General features: G+C 34.8%; 12 protein-coding genes and 1 other RNA gene. 5 read left to right on the forward strand and 8 right to left on the reverse strand.

Features of this window, described 5'->3' with window-relative positions; all coding sequences use genetic code 11:
- Nucleotides 1–51: 51 nt before the first annotated feature.
- From FLA105534_RS20870 to FLA105534_RS20885, 4 genes are all read right to left on the reverse strand, one after another.
- Nucleotides 52–2118, reverse strand: a complete 2067-nt coding sequence (locus FLA105534_RS20870) for a beta-N-acetylhexosaminidase (protein WP_173968017.1) — start codon at nucleotides 2116–2118, stop codon at nucleotides 52–54.
- Nucleotides 2119–2276: 158 nt separating this feature from the next.
- Complete coding sequence (gene nagB / locus FLA105534_RS20875; protein WP_173968018.1) at nucleotides 2277–4214, reverse strand: glucosamine-6-phosphate deaminase; 1938 nt, start codon at nucleotides 4212–4214, stop codon at nucleotides 2277–2279.
- Between the two features lie 116 nt (nucleotides 4215–4330).
- Entirely contained in the window at nucleotides 4331–5911 is a 1581-nt protein-coding gene (locus FLA105534_RS20880) for a RagB/SusD family nutrient uptake outer membrane protein (protein WP_173968019.1), read from the reverse strand.
- A 12-nt stretch (nucleotides 5912–5923) separates the two neighbouring features.
- A complete protein-coding gene (locus FLA105534_RS20885; protein ID WP_173968020.1) occupies nucleotides 5924–8962 on the reverse strand; it encodes a SusC/RagA family TonB-linked outer membrane protein in 3039 nt (1012 codons plus the stop codon).
- Nucleotides 8963–9386: 424 nt separating this feature from the next.
- Between FLA105534_RS20885 and FLA105534_RS20890 the strand changes: the two genes are divergently transcribed.
- The 3 genes from FLA105534_RS20890 to FLA105534_RS20900 all read left to right on the forward strand — a co-directional run bounded on the left by FLA105534_RS20890 (nucleotide 9387) and on the right by FLA105534_RS20900 (nucleotide 12776).
- Nucleotides 9387–10439: a sensor histidine kinase gene (locus tag FLA105534_RS20890; RefSeq protein ID WP_173968021.1), complete on the forward strand. Its 1053-nt coding sequence runs from the start codon at nucleotides 9387–9389 to the stop codon at nucleotides 10437–10439.
- Nucleotides 10429–11130, forward strand: a complete 702-nt coding sequence (locus tag FLA105534_RS20895) for a LytR/AlgR family response regulator transcription factor (protein ID WP_173968022.1) — start codon at nucleotides 10429–10431, stop codon at nucleotides 11128–11130. The genes FLA105534_RS20890 and FLA105534_RS20895 overlap by 11 nt, the downstream gene beginning before the upstream one ends.
- A 176-nt stretch (nucleotides 11131–11306) precedes the next feature.
- A complete protein-coding gene (locus FLA105534_RS20900) occupies nucleotides 11307–12776 on the forward strand; it encodes an MFS transporter (RefSeq protein ID WP_173968023.1) in 1470 nt (489 codons plus the stop codon).
- A 202-nt stretch (nucleotides 12777–12978) separates the two neighbouring features.
- Here FLA105534_RS20900 and fsa read toward each other — a convergent pair whose 3' ends face one another.
- The 4 genes from fsa to ffs all read right to left on the reverse strand — a co-directional run bounded on the left by fsa (nucleotide 12979) and on the right by ffs (nucleotide 15966).
- Nucleotides 12979–13635 carry a fructose-6-phosphate aldolase gene (gene fsa / locus FLA105534_RS20905; RefSeq protein ID WP_173968024.1) on the reverse strand — a complete coding sequence of 219 codons (657 nt, stop codon included), beginning with the start codon at nucleotides 13633–13635 and terminating at the stop codon, nucleotides 12979–12981.
- A 51-nt stretch (nucleotides 13636–13686) separates the two neighbouring features.
- A complete protein-coding gene (locus FLA105534_RS20910) occupies nucleotides 13687–14766 on the reverse strand; it encodes a hypothetical protein (RefSeq protein ID WP_173968025.1) in 1080 nt (359 codons plus the stop codon).
- A 16-nt stretch (nucleotides 14767–14782) separates the two neighbouring features.
- The gene (locus tag FLA105534_RS20915; RefSeq protein WP_173968026.1) at nucleotides 14783–15586 is read right to left on the reverse strand and encodes an SDR family oxidoreductase; all 804 of its coding nucleotides are present in this window, start codon (nucleotides 15584–15586) and stop codon (nucleotides 14783–14785) included.
- A 282-nt stretch (nucleotides 15587–15868) separates the two neighbouring features.
- Nucleotides 15869–15966, reverse strand: an RNA gene (ffs, locus tag FLA105534_RS20920) — signal recognition particle sRNA small type.
- Nucleotides 15967–16054: 88 nt separating this feature from the next.
- Here ffs and FLA105534_RS20925 point away from each other — a divergent pair.
- A complete protein-coding gene (locus FLA105534_RS20925) occupies nucleotides 16055–17107 on the forward strand; it encodes a glutaminyl-peptide cyclotransferase (RefSeq protein ID WP_173968027.1) in 1053 nt (350 codons plus the stop codon).
- Between the two features lie 102 nt (nucleotides 17108–17209).
- Nucleotides 17210–18448, forward strand: a complete 1239-nt coding sequence (gene hutI, locus FLA105534_RS20930; protein ID WP_173968028.1) for an imidazolonepropionase — start codon at nucleotides 17210–17212, stop codon at nucleotides 18446–18448.
- The last annotated feature ends 57 nt before the right edge of the window (nucleotides 18449–18505 follow it).

The following is an 18505-nucleotide window of genomic DNA, read 5'->3' on the forward strand; positions in this document are numbered from 1 at the left end:
ACTAAATAACGTGGTAAAAAAAACTTACTAAATACTAACTCAAACAAATCTTTAAATTAATTTTTTGAAACTTTCATATACTGATAACTCAACATCAGCGTGGTCTTTACTGTTACATTGCTCAATTAAATTTTTCAGATCCTCTCCTTTTAAAGTTGATTTATTATCTAAAACGAGTAATAATTCCTGCGATGCATCATTCAACTTTTTAGACAAAGGCAAGATGTGCTGTATTAATGGTGCATTAGCACTTAATTCAACCAGTCCTTTGTTAACAGCGATCCATTTGTTTAAAAATGCCGCTACTTTTGCTTTATTATCCGGAGTTTTATTTGCTAGATATTGTGCTACTGCAGCATCAAAAGCTAAAGAGTCTTTGGCATCCGGTGTACAGGCATCTGCAAAAAGGGTTAACGGAGAATACATTTGATATTCAGTTCCTCCTTTGTTTCGTTTATACCCTTTTAAAGGTTCGCAAACATTTGTAAAATCTTCTACAAAATTAATGTTCTGATTGTTCGAGATGTTTCTCAGAATCACGTCCTTATTACGAATGTGTGTTATTCCAAGCTCTTCCAATCTGAAAGAAACTACATCAAGACGTTTGCGCATGCTCTCCAAATCTGTAATATCTTCAGCCGACCAAAGTCTTTCAGCGATCGCAGCTGTTCTTGGCCAAAGTCTTGAATCGATTGTTGATGACGATACAAGTTCTGTCCACATTGTTGCTTCACCTCCTAATACTCTTGCTTTTTCTTCGGTGGTTAAATTTGCTCCTTTTGGCATTGGATCATTTAAATAATGACTCGCAACCGGATACATTAAATCAACATAATATCCATTGGACATTACTGTTTTATACCCTTTTTTTACTGATTCAATTAAAGACTGACCTGCTACTACTCCTTCATTAGGGCCTCTCCAGGCATGAATAATCGCATCTTTTGACATATTCTTGGTCAAAATTTCTTCCCAGCCCATTAACTGTTTCCCATGTTTCTTAAGCATTGGAATTAATTTCATGGTGAAATAAGTCTGTAACTCATGATTGGTCGTTAACTGATTTTTCTTTTTGAATTCCTGAATTTTTGGATTTGAATCCCAGTCCTTCCCTTCATTTTCATCTCCACCAATATGAAAATAAGCACCTGGGAATAATGGACAAACCTCATCAAAAAGTTCACTTAATAATTGATATGTTTTAGGATTTGAAGGATCTAATGTTGGTGAAAAAATACCAGCATTTCTTTCAATTCCATAGGTCGCAATTGCTGTTCCCTGAATATTTTTTTCAGAAGTCCCCCCTGTCAGTGTAATCACTTTGCTTCCTATTTCCGGGTAAGCCGTAAGTATTGCAGATGCATGACCAGGAACATCTATTTCCGGAACGATCAAAATACCGCGCTCATCAGCATATTTTACGATATTTTTAATCTCCTCTTGTGTGTAATACATTCCATCCGAAGCTTTTTCAATTAGTTTTGGATGTTTTTTCATTTCAATTCTCCATCCCTGATCGTCTACTAAATGCCAGTGAAGGACATTCATTTTCGTAGCTGCCAAGGCATCAATGTTTCTTTTGATCACATCTACCGGCTGAAAATGTCTGGCAGCATCGACCATCAAACCTCTCCACGTAAATCTTGGGAAGTCTGAGATTTTTGATACAGGAAAATAAAATGAGTTGTTATTATTCTGCATTATTTGCAATAAGGTTTCAAGACCGTGCAGCGCTCCTAAATCACTTGTTGCATTTATTGTAATTTTGTTTTGTTTGATATCTAAATGATAGCTTTCGTCTTCGTACAAACCAATTTTTCCGCTCTTGGTGCAATTGATTTGAAGCTCGGCTGTAGGAACTTCATTTAGTTTGGTAATAAATCCTTGTTCGAAAAAAATACCGGTTCTACCATCTAATCGGCGCAAAAAGCGAGTTACTCCTCCAAAAATTCGGGGATTTGGGTTTCCGGTGATGTTTACTTTAAAATTTTTAGTTAAAGCAAAATTGCCATCGCTTAAAACAACACTTTGAGGCCAAGGCATAAGGTTTAGCTGCTCTTTTTGAACCTGAGCACTAGCTGTTACACCTGCTAATAGTAGGACTAATAAATATTTCATTTTTAATGTTTTTGGAAAGATGTTGCCTGAGACAACATTAATAATAAATAAAAGAAACAAAATTCAGAAGGATTTCTATTGAACCCTCACTACTCCTAATGAAATCAATCTGAATTTTGTAATGTAATCCGCTCTCACCCGGATCTTATAATCTAATTTTAATAATCAAAACGTTTAAAAGCTTCAATTGCTTCGTATTCTGCTAGTCCTAATTCATCGTATAAAACGGCTGTATTTTTGTTACGGTCTTCGGCTCTCACCCAGAATTCTCTCGAGTCATTACCCTGAAACATTACCCGGTCTTTTTGAGACTGATGGTACAAAATTGCGTGACGTTTTAACAATACTTCTGATGGAGAAAGCGGAACGGCCATATCAATTTCATGAATGTCCCATTCGTGCCATGCACCTCGATACAACCATAACCAGCAATCGTCCATGTATTTTTGCGGTTTTAGTTCTTTCATTGCGGCAAAGATGGCATTCAGACAAACTTCGTGTGTTCCGTGCGGGTCAGCCAAATCTCCTGCTGCAAATACCTGATGCGGTTTGATTTGTGCGATGATCTCTTTTACAATAGCGATGTCCTCAGCACCCAATGGATTTTTTTTCACCTGTCCGGTTTCATAAAACGGAAGATCTAAAAAGTGCGTATTCTCATCTTTTAATCCAATGTATCTTGTTGCCGCGTAGGATTCTCTTCTTCGAATGAGTCCTTTTAATTTGCGAACTTGCAAAGAATCAATTTGGTTTTCAGACTTGCTATTCAAAAATTCAATGACAGCTTTAAAGTCGATTCCCGAGGCAGAATCACCAAGAAAATCTTTAGCCACTTCGGCAAATTTCAATGCCTCGTCGTCTGTAACGGCTATATTTCCGGAGGTTTGATATACAACATGTACATCGTGACCTTGTTTTATCAGTTTTGAAAAAGTTCCTCCCATAGAAATCACATCATCATCCGGATGTGGACTAAAAAGAATCACTCGTTTTTTTGAAGGATTGGCTCTTTCAGGACGATGCGAATCGTCGGTATTGGGTTTTCCACCCGGCCATCCTGTGATGGTATGCTGCAAGACGTTGAACATATTGATGTTCAAATCATAAGCAGAACCTTCCTGCGCCAAAAGATCAGACATTCCGTTGTTGTTGTAATCTCTGTCGGTTAATTTTAAGATAGATTGTTTTGTTTTTTGGCACAACCAAACAATCGCTTTGCTTTTTAATTCCTGTGTCCAGATGCATTCTCCTACTAACCAAGGCGTTTTGAAACGCGTTAATTCTGATGCTGCTGACTGGTCTAATACAAATGTAGCATTGGCATGATTTTGTAAAAAAGTAGCCGGAACTTCTGAACTGATATCTCCTTGAATAGTTCTCTTGATGATATCGGCTTTGTTTTGTCCCCAGGCCATCAGCACAATTCGCTTTGATCTCATGATAGTAGAAACTCCCATGGTGATCGCTCTTTTAGGAACATTGTCGATCCCATTAAAATCTGAAGAAGCATCGACTCTCGTAATATGATCCAGTGTAATAATTCTGGTTCCGGAGTTGATGTGGGATCCCGGTTCATTGAAACCTACGTGACCCGTACGACCAATTCCTAATAATTGAAAGTCAAGACCTCCTGCATTTTTAATATTCATTTCGTAATCGATGCAGTATTGATTAAGTTCTTCAATGGCAACGGTTCCGTCGGGAATATTTACATTCTCGGGTTTGATATCAATATGATTAAAAAGATGCTGGTGCATGAAATAATGATAGCTCTGATTGTTCTCTTTGCTCATCGGATAATATTCATCCAGATTAAAAGTGATTACATTGCTAAAACTTAAACCTTCTTCTCTGTGCATTCTCACTAATTCTTCATAAACTTTGATAGGAGAAGAACCTGTGGCTAAACCTAATACGCAAGATTTATTCTTTTCTTGTTTAGAGCGGATCAATTGCGCGATTTCCTGTGCTACAATTACCGAAGCTTCTGCAGAGTTCCTGAAAATTTCATTGTGGATTTTTTCAAATCGTGTCTCTTCAAACTTCCCCGCGCTTTTATAGCTGATATCAGGTTTTATTTCTAAAGCACTTTTCATTTCTTTTCTTTTTATAATAATTACAATTTTGGTTTTTGAAATGGTATAAGCAACCTTAGTCACTTATACCATTTACTAACCAAACTTAAATTCTTTTAATTCTTGGATTTATTTTTTTAGAAATTTGGAGCATTAACATCCCACCAAAGTCTGGTTCCACCATTGTCTGGTCCTCCTAATTTGGCAAGTCCTGTCTCGTAACCACCTTTATTACCAGCTTTCTCAGCGACAACAAAATTGATTCTTCTCACACCAAGCTCTGTAGAAATTGTACCTCCACTATAATTTTTAAGTACTTTAAAAAGTTTAGGATATCCTGTTCTTCTGTAATCAGACCAAGCTTCCTGACCTTCAGGGAAACCGGCAATCCATTTTTGAGTAACAATTTTTTGCAATTTTACCTCATTAGTTGCCGCCGCATCCCAGGCAACAGTCACATTATTTAATGGTGCTGCATTATTCTCCGGGAATTTAGGATCAACATAGGCTGCTGCAGTACCCGTATTGTTTGCCGTATAAGCCGCTGCACCTGAAACTCCTCTTTGATCAAATGACGCTGCAATTCCTTGTTCATACAATGATTTAGCATCTCCGCCCATGTTCCATCCTCTTAAAGCTCCTTCCGCTCTTAAGAAATAAGCTTCCGCAGTAGTCATTAGAGTTATTTCTTTAGTCTTAATAACTGATCCAACTCGAGAAAAATTCTCATGATCACTTTTTGAAGCCATAGCTATACCTGTACGAATCCCTTTATACTGACCTGGAAATTCCGTTGAAGTCTCAAAATAAACAGGTAATCTAGGATCATTGTATCCTTTTAGAATAGATTCCATATCAGCAGACATAGCGATATCTCCCCATCCATTACTTATAGTTTGAATTGGATTAGTATAAACAGGAGATACAATTTTGAACAAATCTGAATTTGCAGTGAAAACTCCAAATTTATGTGCCACAGCTTTTTCAGCCTGAGTCTTAGCCAAATCTGGTTTCACTTTTACAACACGCATGGCTAATCTCAAACGCAAGGTATTAGCAAATTTTACCCATAATTTATAATCACCCTTATAACCTGATTCATCAGCTGAAGTAAAAACACTAACCTCGCCAGCATCAACTCTTTTAGTTAATTCTGCCACTGCAAAATCCAGTTCACTAAACATTTGAGTGTATACCTCTTCTTGTGAATCATATGGAATAGTAGTCTCCAAAGTACCGAACTTCGAGTAAATAATAGGTCCAAAAATATCGGTCAATCTATGCATCCCTTCTACTTTTAAAATCAAAGACAAGGCGTAAAACTGATCGTATTTTCCTTTCGCTTTGTTGGCAATATCATTAGCATTATACATTATATTCTTGTAAGCAGTCTCCCAACAAGTACCATTCCAGTTATCAAGAAGATAGTAAGTTGTATTATTCAAATTACCAAAAGGATGAGGAGTTGCCATATATCCAGACCAAACATCACTATTTAATCCTTGTTGCAATTGATAAAGATCTGGCGGGGTTAAAACCTGGATATTATTAAACATCGGAGAAAACCCACCTTTAATATGATTAAAATCCTGCTCAAAAAGCTCTGGTGTAATACCATTTGGATTCGTATTTATTTCCTCAAAATTATCTGTACACGCAACTACCGTAAGTAACGAAGCACAGATTGTTGTTACTTTTATTATTTTATTTAGTTTCATCTTTTTAATTTTTTAGAAAGTTACATTTAAATTAAGACCGATACTTCTGGTAGAAGGCAAACCATAAATATCAACACCTTGTAAACCTTGACCTGTACTTAATGCAATGTTTGGATCAAAAGGAGCATCTTTGTATATAAAAAATAAGTTTCTGGCGATTAAAGAGATACTGGCTGCCTGAATAAAAGGTAATGCTTTTGGATTAAAATTGTATCCAATTGAAACCTCTCTAACGTTTACATTTGTTGCGCTATAAACATACTCTCCACTAATTCCTTGTCTACCTCCAACTTGTTTGTAATAAGACTCAGCACTCATTGTAGGAACAGCAACACCGTCGCTTGCTCTCACTCCGTTAATATTTACACCTCCAGCATTTCTGGCATCACCTGTTGCTTTCGAAACTCCATTAATATCGTTTACTGCTTCTGTTAAACTCATTACATCACCACCAAAACGACCATCAATTAATACACTTGCAAAGAAAGATCCAAATTTAAATGAGTTAGAAAGACCTAACATAAAATCAGGATTAGAATTACCTACTTCCTCAAAACCAGTTTTTTGAAGAGTACCATCATCGTTTAACAATGGTCTGCCTTGCGCATCTCTCTTAATATTAATTCCTTCAATAACTCCAAATGGTTTTCCTTCAATTAATGCATATCTGTAACTGTTTACACCAGCATTGGTAAGGTTAATTCTACCTCCTAATTCAGTAGGAATTTCTTTTACTTTATTTCTGTTATGAGAATAGTTCACAGCTGCATCCCAAGAAAATTTATCTCCTCTAACGATTCCTGCATTTAAAACAACCTCTATACCTTTATTCTCTATACTACCAGCATTAATTCCATAAAAATCAACACCTTGTACATTTCCAATTGGAGCCACTACTTGTAAATACTGATTCTTAGTTTCTGAATGATAGTAAGAAAACTCAAATCCTAATCTATTATTAAACATTCTCCATTCAGTTCCTAGTTCGTATTCTGTTTTTAACTCAGGCTTCAAACTTGTACCAGTTTTTGGTGCAACAATTGGATTGTATTTTGTACCGCTTCCTTGTGGATAATAATTTGTAGGAGTCGTTATAAATGGAGCGACATCATTACCAGCCCTAGCATAAGCTGCACGAACTTTACCATAGGTAATAAATTCCGGCAAAGTAGTCATCTCACTAATAATACCTGTTAAACCAACTGATGGATAAAAATATCCTCCTTCATCTGTATTCACTAAAGTAGAAGACCAGTCTTTTCTACCTGTAAGATCTAAGAACAACATATCTTTATAACCAAAAGTAGTTGCAGCAAATATGGATTGAATTTCTTTGTTAGATTCAATTAACTGATAATTTTCAGCATTGTTATTAAAATTATGCAATGTAAACCAGTTTGCATATTTTAAACCTCCACCAACTCCTGAATCCAGTATCGTTCTTTGATTAATCAACGTATTTCTTACACTGGTTCCAATGTTTGCATTGAATGTGAAATCTGAACCGATTTTTGTATTTATAGTTGCTATTAAATCGGCATAACGTTGTGTACTTAAAGAATTTTCATGATAATATCTACCATTTACATGAGATAAGGCTCCCTGAGTAGTTGCATAAACAAATTTATCAAACTCACTTGATGCTCTATTATAACTATATCTGCTGGCAATACTTAACCAATTAGTAGCTTTATAAGTTAAAGATAAAGATCCATTAAAAAAGTCATTCTTATCTTCTGATTTATTTCTGTTTATTACCCAATATGGATTTTGCATAAAATCTACATTAGACACCCAATTTTGAGCCATTAAATTTCTTGTCGGATCAAAAACTTCATAATTATCTTTATAAAAATTAAAATCATTTCCTCTTGGCATTAAATAAACACCAGTAAGCGTATTAAAATAAAGACCGTTTACAGGTTTGTTTCCAATTGACTGAGAAGTATAATTTGCATTTGCTGCAAAGGTCAATTTATCTCCAAAGAACTTAGCTGTTTGGCGAATTCCAAAATTATTTTTCTTTAGACTATTACCCGGAGTAATTCCTGAAGAAGTGGTATTGGCATAAGAAAATGCTGTAGACGAATTTTCGGTACCAGTAGAGTACCCTACTGAACTAATTTGAGTAACTCCTGTATTAAAGAAATCTTTAACATGATCATTCGTTTTTTGTTTTGCTCCCCATGTTTCTGTCGCTCCTTTTAATGCAACGTAATCTGATTGAAATTTAGGCAAATAAGCTGCTGTTTCAAAAGTAGTTACTGAAGAAGCCGTAATATTTGCTTTCCCTGTTTTAGCTTTTTTAGAAGATAGCAAAATTACTCCATTTGCTCCCTGACTACCATATAATACAGAAGCAGCTGCACCTTTAAGAACCGTCATTCCATCGTAATCATCAGGATTAACTAAAGAAACAACATCACCACCGTCACGATTACCTCCTGACAAGCTTCCAAATGACTCCGTTGGCTGGCCAGCAGTACCAGGACTCAATATCGGAATACCATCAATAACATATAATGGCTGGCTATTCACAACAGATGAATTTCCACGGATAACTACTTTTGTCGATCCACCAGTACCTCCTGAACTTCTGGTTACTGCAACACCGGCAATTTTACCAGCAATTGTATTGATAACGTTCGCATCTCTTACACGTGTTAACTCTTCTCCTTTAAGTTCCTGAGCTGCATAAGTTAAAGATTTTCTTGTTTTCTTGATACCTAATGAAGTTACAACAACCTCTGTAAGTGCATTCGAGGCTGCTTGTAGCATTTTAACATTAATTGTAGCAGCATCACCTACAACTATTGATTGTGTTTCAAGACCAACATAAGTAAAAACTAAAGTCTGTCCTTTTTGAACTTCAATTGTGTACACTCCGTCAAAATCGGAAGTAGTTCCCTTTTGACCTCCTTGTACCGCAATGGACGCCCCTGGCAATGGCAGTCCATCAGAATCTGTAATCACACCTTTAATATTTTTTACCTGAGCAAGCGAAACTTGCGCCGTAAAAACAATCATAAAGATTAAGAAAATTTTTTTCATGTTAATTTATTTTGTTAGTTATAGGGTAAAATTATTCTTAACGTATTGTTAAAAAAAATAAATTATACAAACGGCATTAAATTTTAAACGAACGACATAAAACAATCAATAATATGCTTTTCGAAAACGTTTTCTAATCAATATCTACTAATATTTTACAAGAAAATAATAATTTACCATAAAAAAATCCCCTTTTTTCGCATAATCGTTTAACAATCATTAACAATTCGATACCATTTATGATTAAACCATACCAAATATTACACAAACCGTTTTACGAAAACGTTATCAGATTTAAATACATCAACATATCGCTATATTTTAAAATTTTATGTAAAAGAATTGCGTTTTAATAACTAATTGTTTAAAGTTGCACATTAATTACAAACCCGAGAATCAATTCCCATAAACTGCTAAATAAAAGTTGAACGAGATACGAAAATTAAAATTTGACATAAAACTTAAAAACCATGTTTGGTTTTGGGGCAGCTATTTCACTCTTAACTTTTTAAGATGGGGCGCCTACTTTAATGATTATCCTTATTCGTTCAAATCAAACCTGATAGAATTCTCTTTACACATTCCACTAGTCTATTTCAATTTATTTGTACTGGTGCCGCGTTATGTTCTAAAGCAAAAATACATTCAGTATACTTTCTTGATGGTTATAAGCCTATTGGCTGTCTATTTAATAAAGACCGGTCTCACCTATTATATTATATCTGAAAATATTTGGCCGGAAGCCAACCGCGAATATCATTCTTTTGACATCAACCACGTACTCGCAGTTTGCATTGGTGAATTATATGTTGTTGCAATGGCATCTTCTGTCTACCTTACATTAACCTGGCTGAGAGAAAGGGAAAGAAACCGATCTCTAAGGGAAAATCAGTTTAGAATAAAGCTAAAATATCTTGAAAATCAGATTCAGCCGCACTTCTTTTTCAATACCCTGAATAATTTATATGCTTTATCACTAGAATCTTCAAATAAAGTCCCTGATGTAATTATAAAACTGTCAAATCTAATGGAATATGTTTTATATGATGTAAAAGGAACCAAATCTGTTCCTTTGATTAAAGAAATTAATTACATCCAAAATTATATCGAAATCGAGAAGCTACGCTTTGAAAATGTTGAAGTTACAATCAATTTAGAATCAAATATAGAGGATATTGTGGTACCTCCGCTACTCTTCATTTCATTGGTCGAAAATGCCTTTAAACACGGTGGAGTCAACAATAATAACCTTAAAATTAAAATCAATTGTAAAGTTATTGACAATAAAATGTTAGACTTTGAAATCTTAAATAATTTTGTAATTTCACAAAATATTAACGCGAAAGGCGGAATTGGTCTGGCTAATACCAAAAAGAGATTAAAACTGATTTACAAAAATGACTTCAGTCTAAAAAATACAACTAAATTAAATTACTATATAATCCGTTTGCAAATACCTCTTGATAATGAAAATTAAATGCGTGTTGATTGACGATGAGCCTTTGGCAATCAAAGTCCTGCAAAATTATTTTACCAATTTTACAGATTTTGAGGTAATTGGTACATTCAATAATTCTCTGGAAGCGCTTGATTTTATAAACAGTACTACTGTCGATGCTGTATTCTTAGACATTAACATGCCTATGATGACAGGATTCGAACTTATTAGCCTGATCGAAAACAAAACCAAAGTTATCATTACAACTGCCTTTAGAGAATTTGCCGCAGAAAGCTATGATCTTGACGTTCTGGATTACTTAGTAAAACCTATTCCGCTTCCAAGGTTTATAAAATGCATCAATAAAATCACTACTGAATACAATTTAAAAAACAATATTAAAGTCGAAACCACTAAGGGTGACTCTCATATTTTTATCAAAGTAGATAAGAAAATGATGAAAATTAATATTGAAGAAATTTTATTTGTTGAAGGAATGAAGGAATACATAAAAGTGGTGACTTCAGACAAAACCTACATCACGCACAAATCTTTAACCTCATTGTCTGAGGAATTACCTGCCGACCGATTCTTGCGCATTCACAAATCCTATGTAATTGCACTGAATAAAGTAAAATCAATAGAAGGCAATCGTATTCAGATACAATCTTACACCATTCCAATTGGAAGAAATTACAGCAAAGAAGTAAAAAACAAAATACTGGAATAAACTCAGCTTCCTAAATCGATTTTCTAACTCGGTAAAAATTAACACATTGTTGAAAAAATCAAACCGTTGGTTTAAATTTAACATTATTTGTGGCTTTTTATTTTTTTTTGAAACACTTAACAAATATATTTACGGTCTTCAAAAAACAATAAAATAAAAAATTAACCTCTTAAATTATGAGTTCAGAAAATGTTCAAACCAAATGGGGACAGTTTATCTCGTTGATAATTGTTTTCTTCTTTTGGGGTTTTGTTGGTTCAGCCAATGATATCCTGATTCCTGTTTTCAAGAAAGTATTCACCTTATCACAAGTACAATCGCAATTAGTAGCCTGGGCCTTTTATGCTGCTTACTTCGTAGGATCATTGATTTTCTTTCTGGTATCCTTAAAATTAGATGTTTTACAAAAATTTGGATACAAAAAAACACTTTCTGCCGGTTTACTTTTATCCGCAGTTGGGTCATTTTTATTCGTTCCGGCTGCAACAATGCAAAGTTTCCCTTTCTTCTTAACAGCTTTATTTACAGTAGGACTAGGTTTCTCAATCCAGCAAATTGTAGCAAATCCCCTAGCAATTAAAATGGGAAGCCCGGCAACAGGCGCTCACCGTTTGACTTTAGCAGGAGGAATCAACTCTTTCGGAACTACAATTGGTGCTATTTTACTTGGAATCGCTCTATTCGGAATGGGAGACAACAAAAAAACAGATTTATCATTAGAAGACATTAAATTACCTTTCATTATTCTTGGACTTGCTTTTATTGTAGTCGCTATTTTCATGAACTTCTCAAAAATTGAAGATCCTGCAAAAGAAGACGAAGAGGAAGTTAAAGTAGCACACGAAAAATTCAATATATTAGACTATCCTCAGCTCTATTTAGGAATGTTAGGTATTTTTATATATGTTGGTACAGAAGTAACAATTATCAGTAACCTTCCTGCTTTATTACATACTGCCGAATTTGGCAACGTACTTGAGCATGCTATCGCTCCATTTATTGCCCTTTATTGGGGAAGCTTAATGATTGGTCGCTGGAATGGCGGAGTTAACGTTTTCAATACTTCTACCCTAGTAAACACAGCACTTAAATTTATAGTACCGGCTCTGGCATTTGGAGTAATTATTGGAGCTAACATTTTTGCTGCACATGATGTTTCTTCATTCTACATCTACCCAATTTGGATCTTATTGTTCATCGCGGTGAGTTTTGTTGGAGGCAAAAATGCCGGAAAAACATTAATGCTTTTCGGAATATCTGGTGTATTAATGATGTTTGCCGGATTAGTTTACCCGGATCCTCAAATTGCCAAATTCTTCTTCATTTCCGGAGGCTTGTTCTTATCTATCATGTGGCCGTCTATCTTTGATTTAGCGATTGCCGGTTTAGGAAAAAACACTGGAAAAGCGTCTTCATTCTTAATCATGATGATTCTTGGAGGAGGAATTATTCCTTTAATTCAAGGCAGTATCTGTGATATCGACCTTACAAGTCCAAACGGAATTTTCGGAATTACATGGACACATTTCTCTTATATCGTTCCTCTTCTTGGTTTTGCTTACTTAGGATTTTACGGATTCTATTGCCCTAAGATCTTAAAAAGACAAGGAATCAACCATGTTGAAGGTGGTGGCGGTGGTCACTAAACATAATATAAAATTTTAAATTCCAAATATCAAATTCCAAATTCCAAACCTTTAAGCGCTTCGAATCTGGAATTTGATATTTGTTTTTTTTACACCAATAATTACAACAAACCCGACAGATTTTAATGAAAACCTGTCGGGTTTATATAAAAAAAGCCATCTTTCTATTGAAAAATGGCTTTTTTAATTTTATAACTAAGGACTACTTGTTTCCTTTTTCAAAATCAGCTACAAATTGAGCCAATCCGATATCTGTTAATGGGTGTTTCAATAATCCGTAAATCGCAGAAAGAGGTCCTGTCATTACATCAGCACCAATTTTAGCACAGTTTACAATGTGCATCGTGTGACGTACAGAAGCTGCTAAAATTTGAGTTTCGTAACCATAATTATCATATACTAATCTAATCTCTTCTATCAGATTCAATCCATCAGTCGAAACATCGTCTAAACGACCAACAAACGGAGACACATAAGTTGCTCCCGCTTTTGCAGCCAAAATAGCCTGTCCTACTGAAAACACAAGCGTTACATTTGTTTTAATTCCCTTATCAGAGAAATATTTCGCAGCCATAACACCTTCTTTTGTCATAGGCAATTTTACCACGATTTGATCATGTAATTCAGCCAACTCCTCACCTTCCTTAATCATTCCGTCAAAATCAAGCGCATTAACTTCAGCACTTACATCTCCTTCAACCAAATTACAGATGTCAACATAATGCTTTAAAATGTTGTCTTTTCCAGTAATTCCTTCTTTAGCCATCAAAGATGGGTTAGTCGTTACACCATCCAAAACTCCTAAAGCCTGTGCTTCTTTAATCTGAGCTAAATTAGCTGTGTCAATAAAAAATTTCATAATCTATTTATATTTAATTGTGTGTTTAAAAATTTAGCGCAAAATTACAACTTAGAATCTAAACTTAGCACCAATAGCCAAATCAATTCTCCATAAATTTTCTAATTCTTCTTTATCAAGCTTTTCAGTATATGTCGTGCCATCTGCATACGTATACTTTAGTTTTTTCAAAACACCACCAACAAAACTAACCTGTGGCCCCAACAAAAAATGAGGTGTTATTCTAAAATGATACCCCATCCCCCCAATCATACCAAAATTTGAACCCGTTATTTTTACCGGATTACCAGCTACACCTGCCTTGTTTTGATAGGCCATATACCCCAAAGCTAACTCTAAATTAGCTTCACCAACTCTTGCGTGTCGATCTTCAGTAATTATGAAAGAAGGCCCAATAAACGAGATTGTTATATCATCACTGAAATTTCCTTTTACTGTCATTTCATTACCCACCGTAATTTGTTGATTGTAAATTGTTCCAGACGACTTATAAACATTGTATTTCAAACCAAATCCATTCTTTTTATCCGTAATATAATAAGCACTTACATCATAACTTAATCCAGATTTTAATTTTTTTAAATATTTTTTCTGTTCTGAATTCAAACCATCTGGCGATGAACCTACTCTAAAACTTTGTCCAACATTCGCTGTTACTAAAAATCTTGAAGTTTTAGAATTATCCGAATAAGACGAACCATAAACTACAGCATCATTATTAATGGCATTAGAACCTGCTGGTAACCGAACAGTATCTTTAGTAATCTTAACAATATCATAATCCGGAGTATTTTCAACTCTCAATAAATCTGCAGCAATTCGATGACAACTACTTCCAAATGTACTCGGATACAAATGTTCTGTAATTAACAATGCATTAGCACCGCTTTTACGAGCTTCAGTTTTTGCTTTTTCAAGTACAGTATTTAAATCGCAATTGATTGTAAAACCAGTATCTCCAATTTTAGTAGATCCGATTTTACTATATACCGCGGGAAGTTCTGATTTGGCATTAAAAATGACAATTTTCTCAACTTCATTTAATTTTTCATGTTTTTCAGAAACAGAAGTTCTTATTTTTGGAGAGCAAGAGCAAAAGGCAATCGTAACAAAAAGCAAAAGGTATTTCATTTTAAGATTCAGTAATTTATAATTTATAATGATTCATCAGCATTTTTTCATAAACTTTATCCGGTAGTGCACGCTTTAAAACAATTGAAAATTTCTGCATAAAAGCACCTACTTTGTAATGTACATTTGGCTTTTTTTGCTGTATGATTTTATAAACCGCTTCGGCCATTTCATTTGGATTCCCTCCCGCATCAACATGCTCATTCATAGTAGAAAGAATATCACCGTATACTTTTTCATAAGCCGAACCTTTTAGCACCGGTGCATGATAGCGACCTGCTGCAATATTGGTTGCAAAATCTCCCGGTGCCACATTTGTAATCTCAATTCCAAATGCCTTCACTTCCATACGCAAAGCCTCTGTGATTAACTCCAAAGCTCCTTTTGAAGCCGAATATACACTACGATATGGCAATCCCATATAGCCGGCAATTGAAGTGATATTAATAATCAAACCTGATTTCTGCTCTCTCATTTGAGGCAAAACAGCTTTCATAACTTCGATTGGTCCGAAGAAATTGGTTTCAAAATTGTTTTTGATTTCCTCAGTCGGAATTTCTTCCAGAGGCCCGGTAATTCCAACACCTGCATTATTAATAACAACATCCAGTCTTCCCGAAGCAGCAATAACCTCTGCTACTGCCGATTTTATAGAATCTGCATTACGGACATCCAAAGCAACTAATGGAAAAATTGAATTCAGTACCTTTTCAGGATTTCGGCTTGTTCCGTACACAACGAAACCTTTTTGATGCAAGAACTCTCCAATTGATTTTCCAATCCCTGAAGATCCTCCGGTAATTAAAACAACTTTACTCATTGTAAGTTTTATGTTAGATGTGAAATGTTATTTGTGAAATGTTGTCTGTAAAATGAAACATACTTAACGCAGACTTTTAATTATGATTGTTAAATGTACTTGTTTATGAATAGAATTTCTGCAATATAAAAATCTTCTTCCCTAAAACATCTTACATCTTACAAGCAACATTTTACATTTCACAAAAAGGTCAAAAATAAAAAAATCCTCCATATGGAAGACTACTTTTAAATTAATTCTAAAAAAAAATCCCGAAACATCGGGACTAAAAAAAAAAAAAAAAAATGGCAAGCGACCTACATCGCACCGCTCAACCACGTACCCTTGCTATGTTCCCATCCTGGGGGAGTCTGCAGGAGCTGGTCGTGTAGGACTTGCCGGTGCAAATATACAATCTTTTTATATTTTTGCAAGACCTTTGTTGCTATAAAAATATCATCGTATATTGGCTTATTCAAATTTTAAACTATGAAAAAATATAACTTCCTAACTGTCATTTTATTAGGAATCACATTAATTGGATGTGGAGATACAAAAAAAGGTGAAAATTCTTTATTCAACATCGATGATTCAGCTTTTCCGGCTCATTTTTTGCCTCAGGAAGCAATTTCTATCGGTATTTTGAACCCAAATTCGAAAGAAATTGACAGCATTACCTACTTCATAAACGATAAAAAAGTGGGAAGCACTAAAGGGACCGAAAAATTCAAATTTGAATTAAAAGATCAAAAATTAGGGTACCAATATTTAAAAGCGACCGTTTATTTCGGATCAGACTCCTCCGATGCTACTAAACGTGTTGAACTGGTTTCTAATATCGAACCTAAATTATTAAAATACAAAATAGTCAACACCTATCCACACGACAAACAATCCTTTACCGAAGGATTAGAATTCTATAAAGACACTTTATACGAGAGTACCGGACTGGAAGGAGCTTCTTACTTAAGAAAATACGATTATAAAACCGGTAAAATTTTCAAACAAATCGATTTAGACAAAAAGTACTTTGGTGAAGGGATTACTTTCATCAATGGCAAATTATTTCAATTAACCTATCAAAACAAAACAGGTTTTATCTACAATGCCAACACTTTAAAATTAGAGAAAACTTTTGCTTACGAAAAAGATATCGAAGGTTGGGGAATGACCAATGACGGAAAATACATCTACCAAACTGACAAAACAGAAAAAATCTGGAAAATGGATCCTGCAACTCAAAAAATGATTGACTACATCAACGTTTACTCAGGAACTTCAAAAATTAAAGCAATTAATGAGCTGGAATGGATTAACGGAAAAATCTACACCAATGTATGGTTTAAAGATGCTATTGCTGTCGTAAACCCTACTTCCGGAGCCGTTGAAGGAATTCTGGACATGTCTGGATTACGCAAACTTATGACTGATGTAACTAAAGATGATGTTTTAAACGGAATTGCTTACAACCCAAAAACTAAAACTATTTTTGTTACCGGTAAAAACTGGACCAAAATGTTCGAAATAACCGTTTCTGAATAAGATAATAAGAACAAATTTTCAAACACAGATTTCACGAATTTCACTAATCTATTGCGTGATAATATTGTGAAATTTGTGCTTTTTACTTTATACCTCAAAATAATGACAACTTTAATTACCAACATAAAAGAATTACTTCAGGTTCGCGAAACTTCAATAGCTAAAGTATCGGGAGCAGAAATGGCAGTACTTCCAACTTTAAAAAATGCGTATTTAATTTTAAAAGACAATCTCATTGACGATTTTGGCCTGATGGAAAATCTCCCTGAAATCAATGCAGCGCTAACAATTGATGCAACAGGAAGAATTGTAATGCCTACGTGGTGCGACAGTCATACGCACATTGTATATGCAGGAAATCGTGAACAGGAATTTGTAGACCGAATTAACGGTTTTTCGTATGAAGAGATTGCAAATCGTGGTGGAGGAATTCTAAATTCAGCTAAAAAACTCAATGAAACCTCAGAAGAAGAGATCTACGAACAATCAAAACTTCGTTTAGAAGAAGTCATGCATTTAGGAACAGGTGCTGTAGAAATAAAATCTGGTTATGGACTTACGATCGAAGGCGAACTGAAAATGCTTCGCGTAATTCAGAAACTAGCCCAAAATTATCCTATTGCCATAAAAGCAACTTTTTTGGGTGCACATGCTTTTCCATTACATTACAAAGAAAACAAAGCAGGTTACATCGATGAAATTATCACCAAAATGCTACCTGAAATTGCCCAAAATAAACTGGCTGATTACATGGATGCCTTTTGCGAAACCGGATATTTCTCTGTCGAAGAAACCGAAAAAATTATGGAAGCAGGAATACAATTCGGCCTGAAACCTAAAATTCATGTCAACCAGTTCAATTCTATTGGCGGTATACAAGCAGGAATCAAATACAAAGCCCTTTCTGTCGATCATCTCGAAATTATGAACCCCGAAGATATTGAAGCTTTAAAAAACACAGAAACAATGCCAGTTGCACTGCCATCCTGTTCCTACTTTTTAAGTATTCCTTATACTCCGGCTCGTGAAATGATTAAAGCAGGTTTACCAATTGCTTTGGCAACCGATTTTAATCCTGGTTCTACTCCATCCGGAAATATGAATTTTGTAGTTGCAACAGCCTGTATCAAAATGAAGATGACTCCGGAAGAAGCTATAAATGCTGCCACCATAAATGGCGCTTATGCGATGGACCTTTCTGAAACGCATGGAAGCATTACTAAAGGCAAAAAAGCTAACTTAATTCTAACAAAACCTATTTCATCTTACTATCAGATTCCATACGCTTTTGGCAGTAATTTAATCGAAAGTGTTTTTCTTGAAGGAAAAATTATTAAATAGAAAGCATAAAAAAAAGGTCTGTGATTTCTCACAGACCTTTTTTTAGTGGTATTTGCC

Origin of the sequence: Flavobacterium collinsii (genome assembly GCF_902804485.1) — a bacterium.
Classification (GTDB): Bacteria; Bacteroidota; Bacteroidia; order Flavobacteriales; family Flavobacteriaceae; genus Flavobacterium; species Flavobacterium collinsii.

What these genes read in the sequence shown, in the direction of transcription:
- nagB (WP_173968018.1), bottom strand. Translation starts at nt 4,214, where the DNA reads ATGAAAAGTGCTTTAGAAATAAAACCTGATATCAGCTATAAAAGCGCG.
- FLA105534_RS20915 (WP_173968026.1), bottom strand. Translation starts at nt 15,586, where the DNA reads ATGAGTAAAGTTGTTTTAATTACCGGAGGATCTTCAGGGATTGGAAAA.
- FLA105534_RS20925 (WP_173968027.1), top strand. Translation starts at nt 16,055, where the DNA reads ATGAAAAAATATAACTTCCTAACTGTCATTTTATTAGGAATCACATTA.
- FLA105534_RS20900 (WP_173968023.1), top strand. Translation starts at nt 11,307, where the DNA reads ATGAGTTCAGAAAATGTTCAAACCAAATGGGGACAGTTTATCTCGTTG.
- fsa (WP_173968024.1), bottom strand. Translation starts at nt 13,635, where the DNA reads ATGAAATTTTTTATTGACACAGCTAATTTAGCTCAGATTAAAGAAGCA.
- FLA105534_RS20880 (WP_173968019.1), bottom strand. Translation starts at nt 5,911, where the DNA reads ATGAAACTAAATAAAATAATAAAAGTAACAACAATCTGTGCTTCGTTA.
- FLA105534_RS20885 (WP_173968020.1), bottom strand. Translation starts at nt 8,962, where the DNA reads ATGAAAAAAATTTTCTTAATCTTTATGATTGTTTTTACGGCGCAAGTT.
- FLA105534_RS20895 (WP_173968022.1), top strand. Translation starts at nt 10,429, where the DNA reads ATGAAAATTAAATGCGTGTTGATTGACGATGAGCCTTTGGCAATCAAA.
- FLA105534_RS20910 (WP_173968025.1), bottom strand. Translation starts at nt 14,766, where the DNA reads ATGAAATACCTTTTGCTTTTTGTTACGATTGCCTTTTGCTCTTGCTCT.
- FLA105534_RS20870 (WP_173968017.1), bottom strand. Translation starts at nt 2,118, where the DNA reads ATGAAATATTTATTAGTCCTACTATTAGCAGGTGTAACAGCTAGTGCT.
- hutI (WP_173968028.1), top strand. Translation starts at nt 17,210, where the DNA reads ATGACAACTTTAATTACCAACATAAAAGAATTACTTCAGGTTCGCGAA.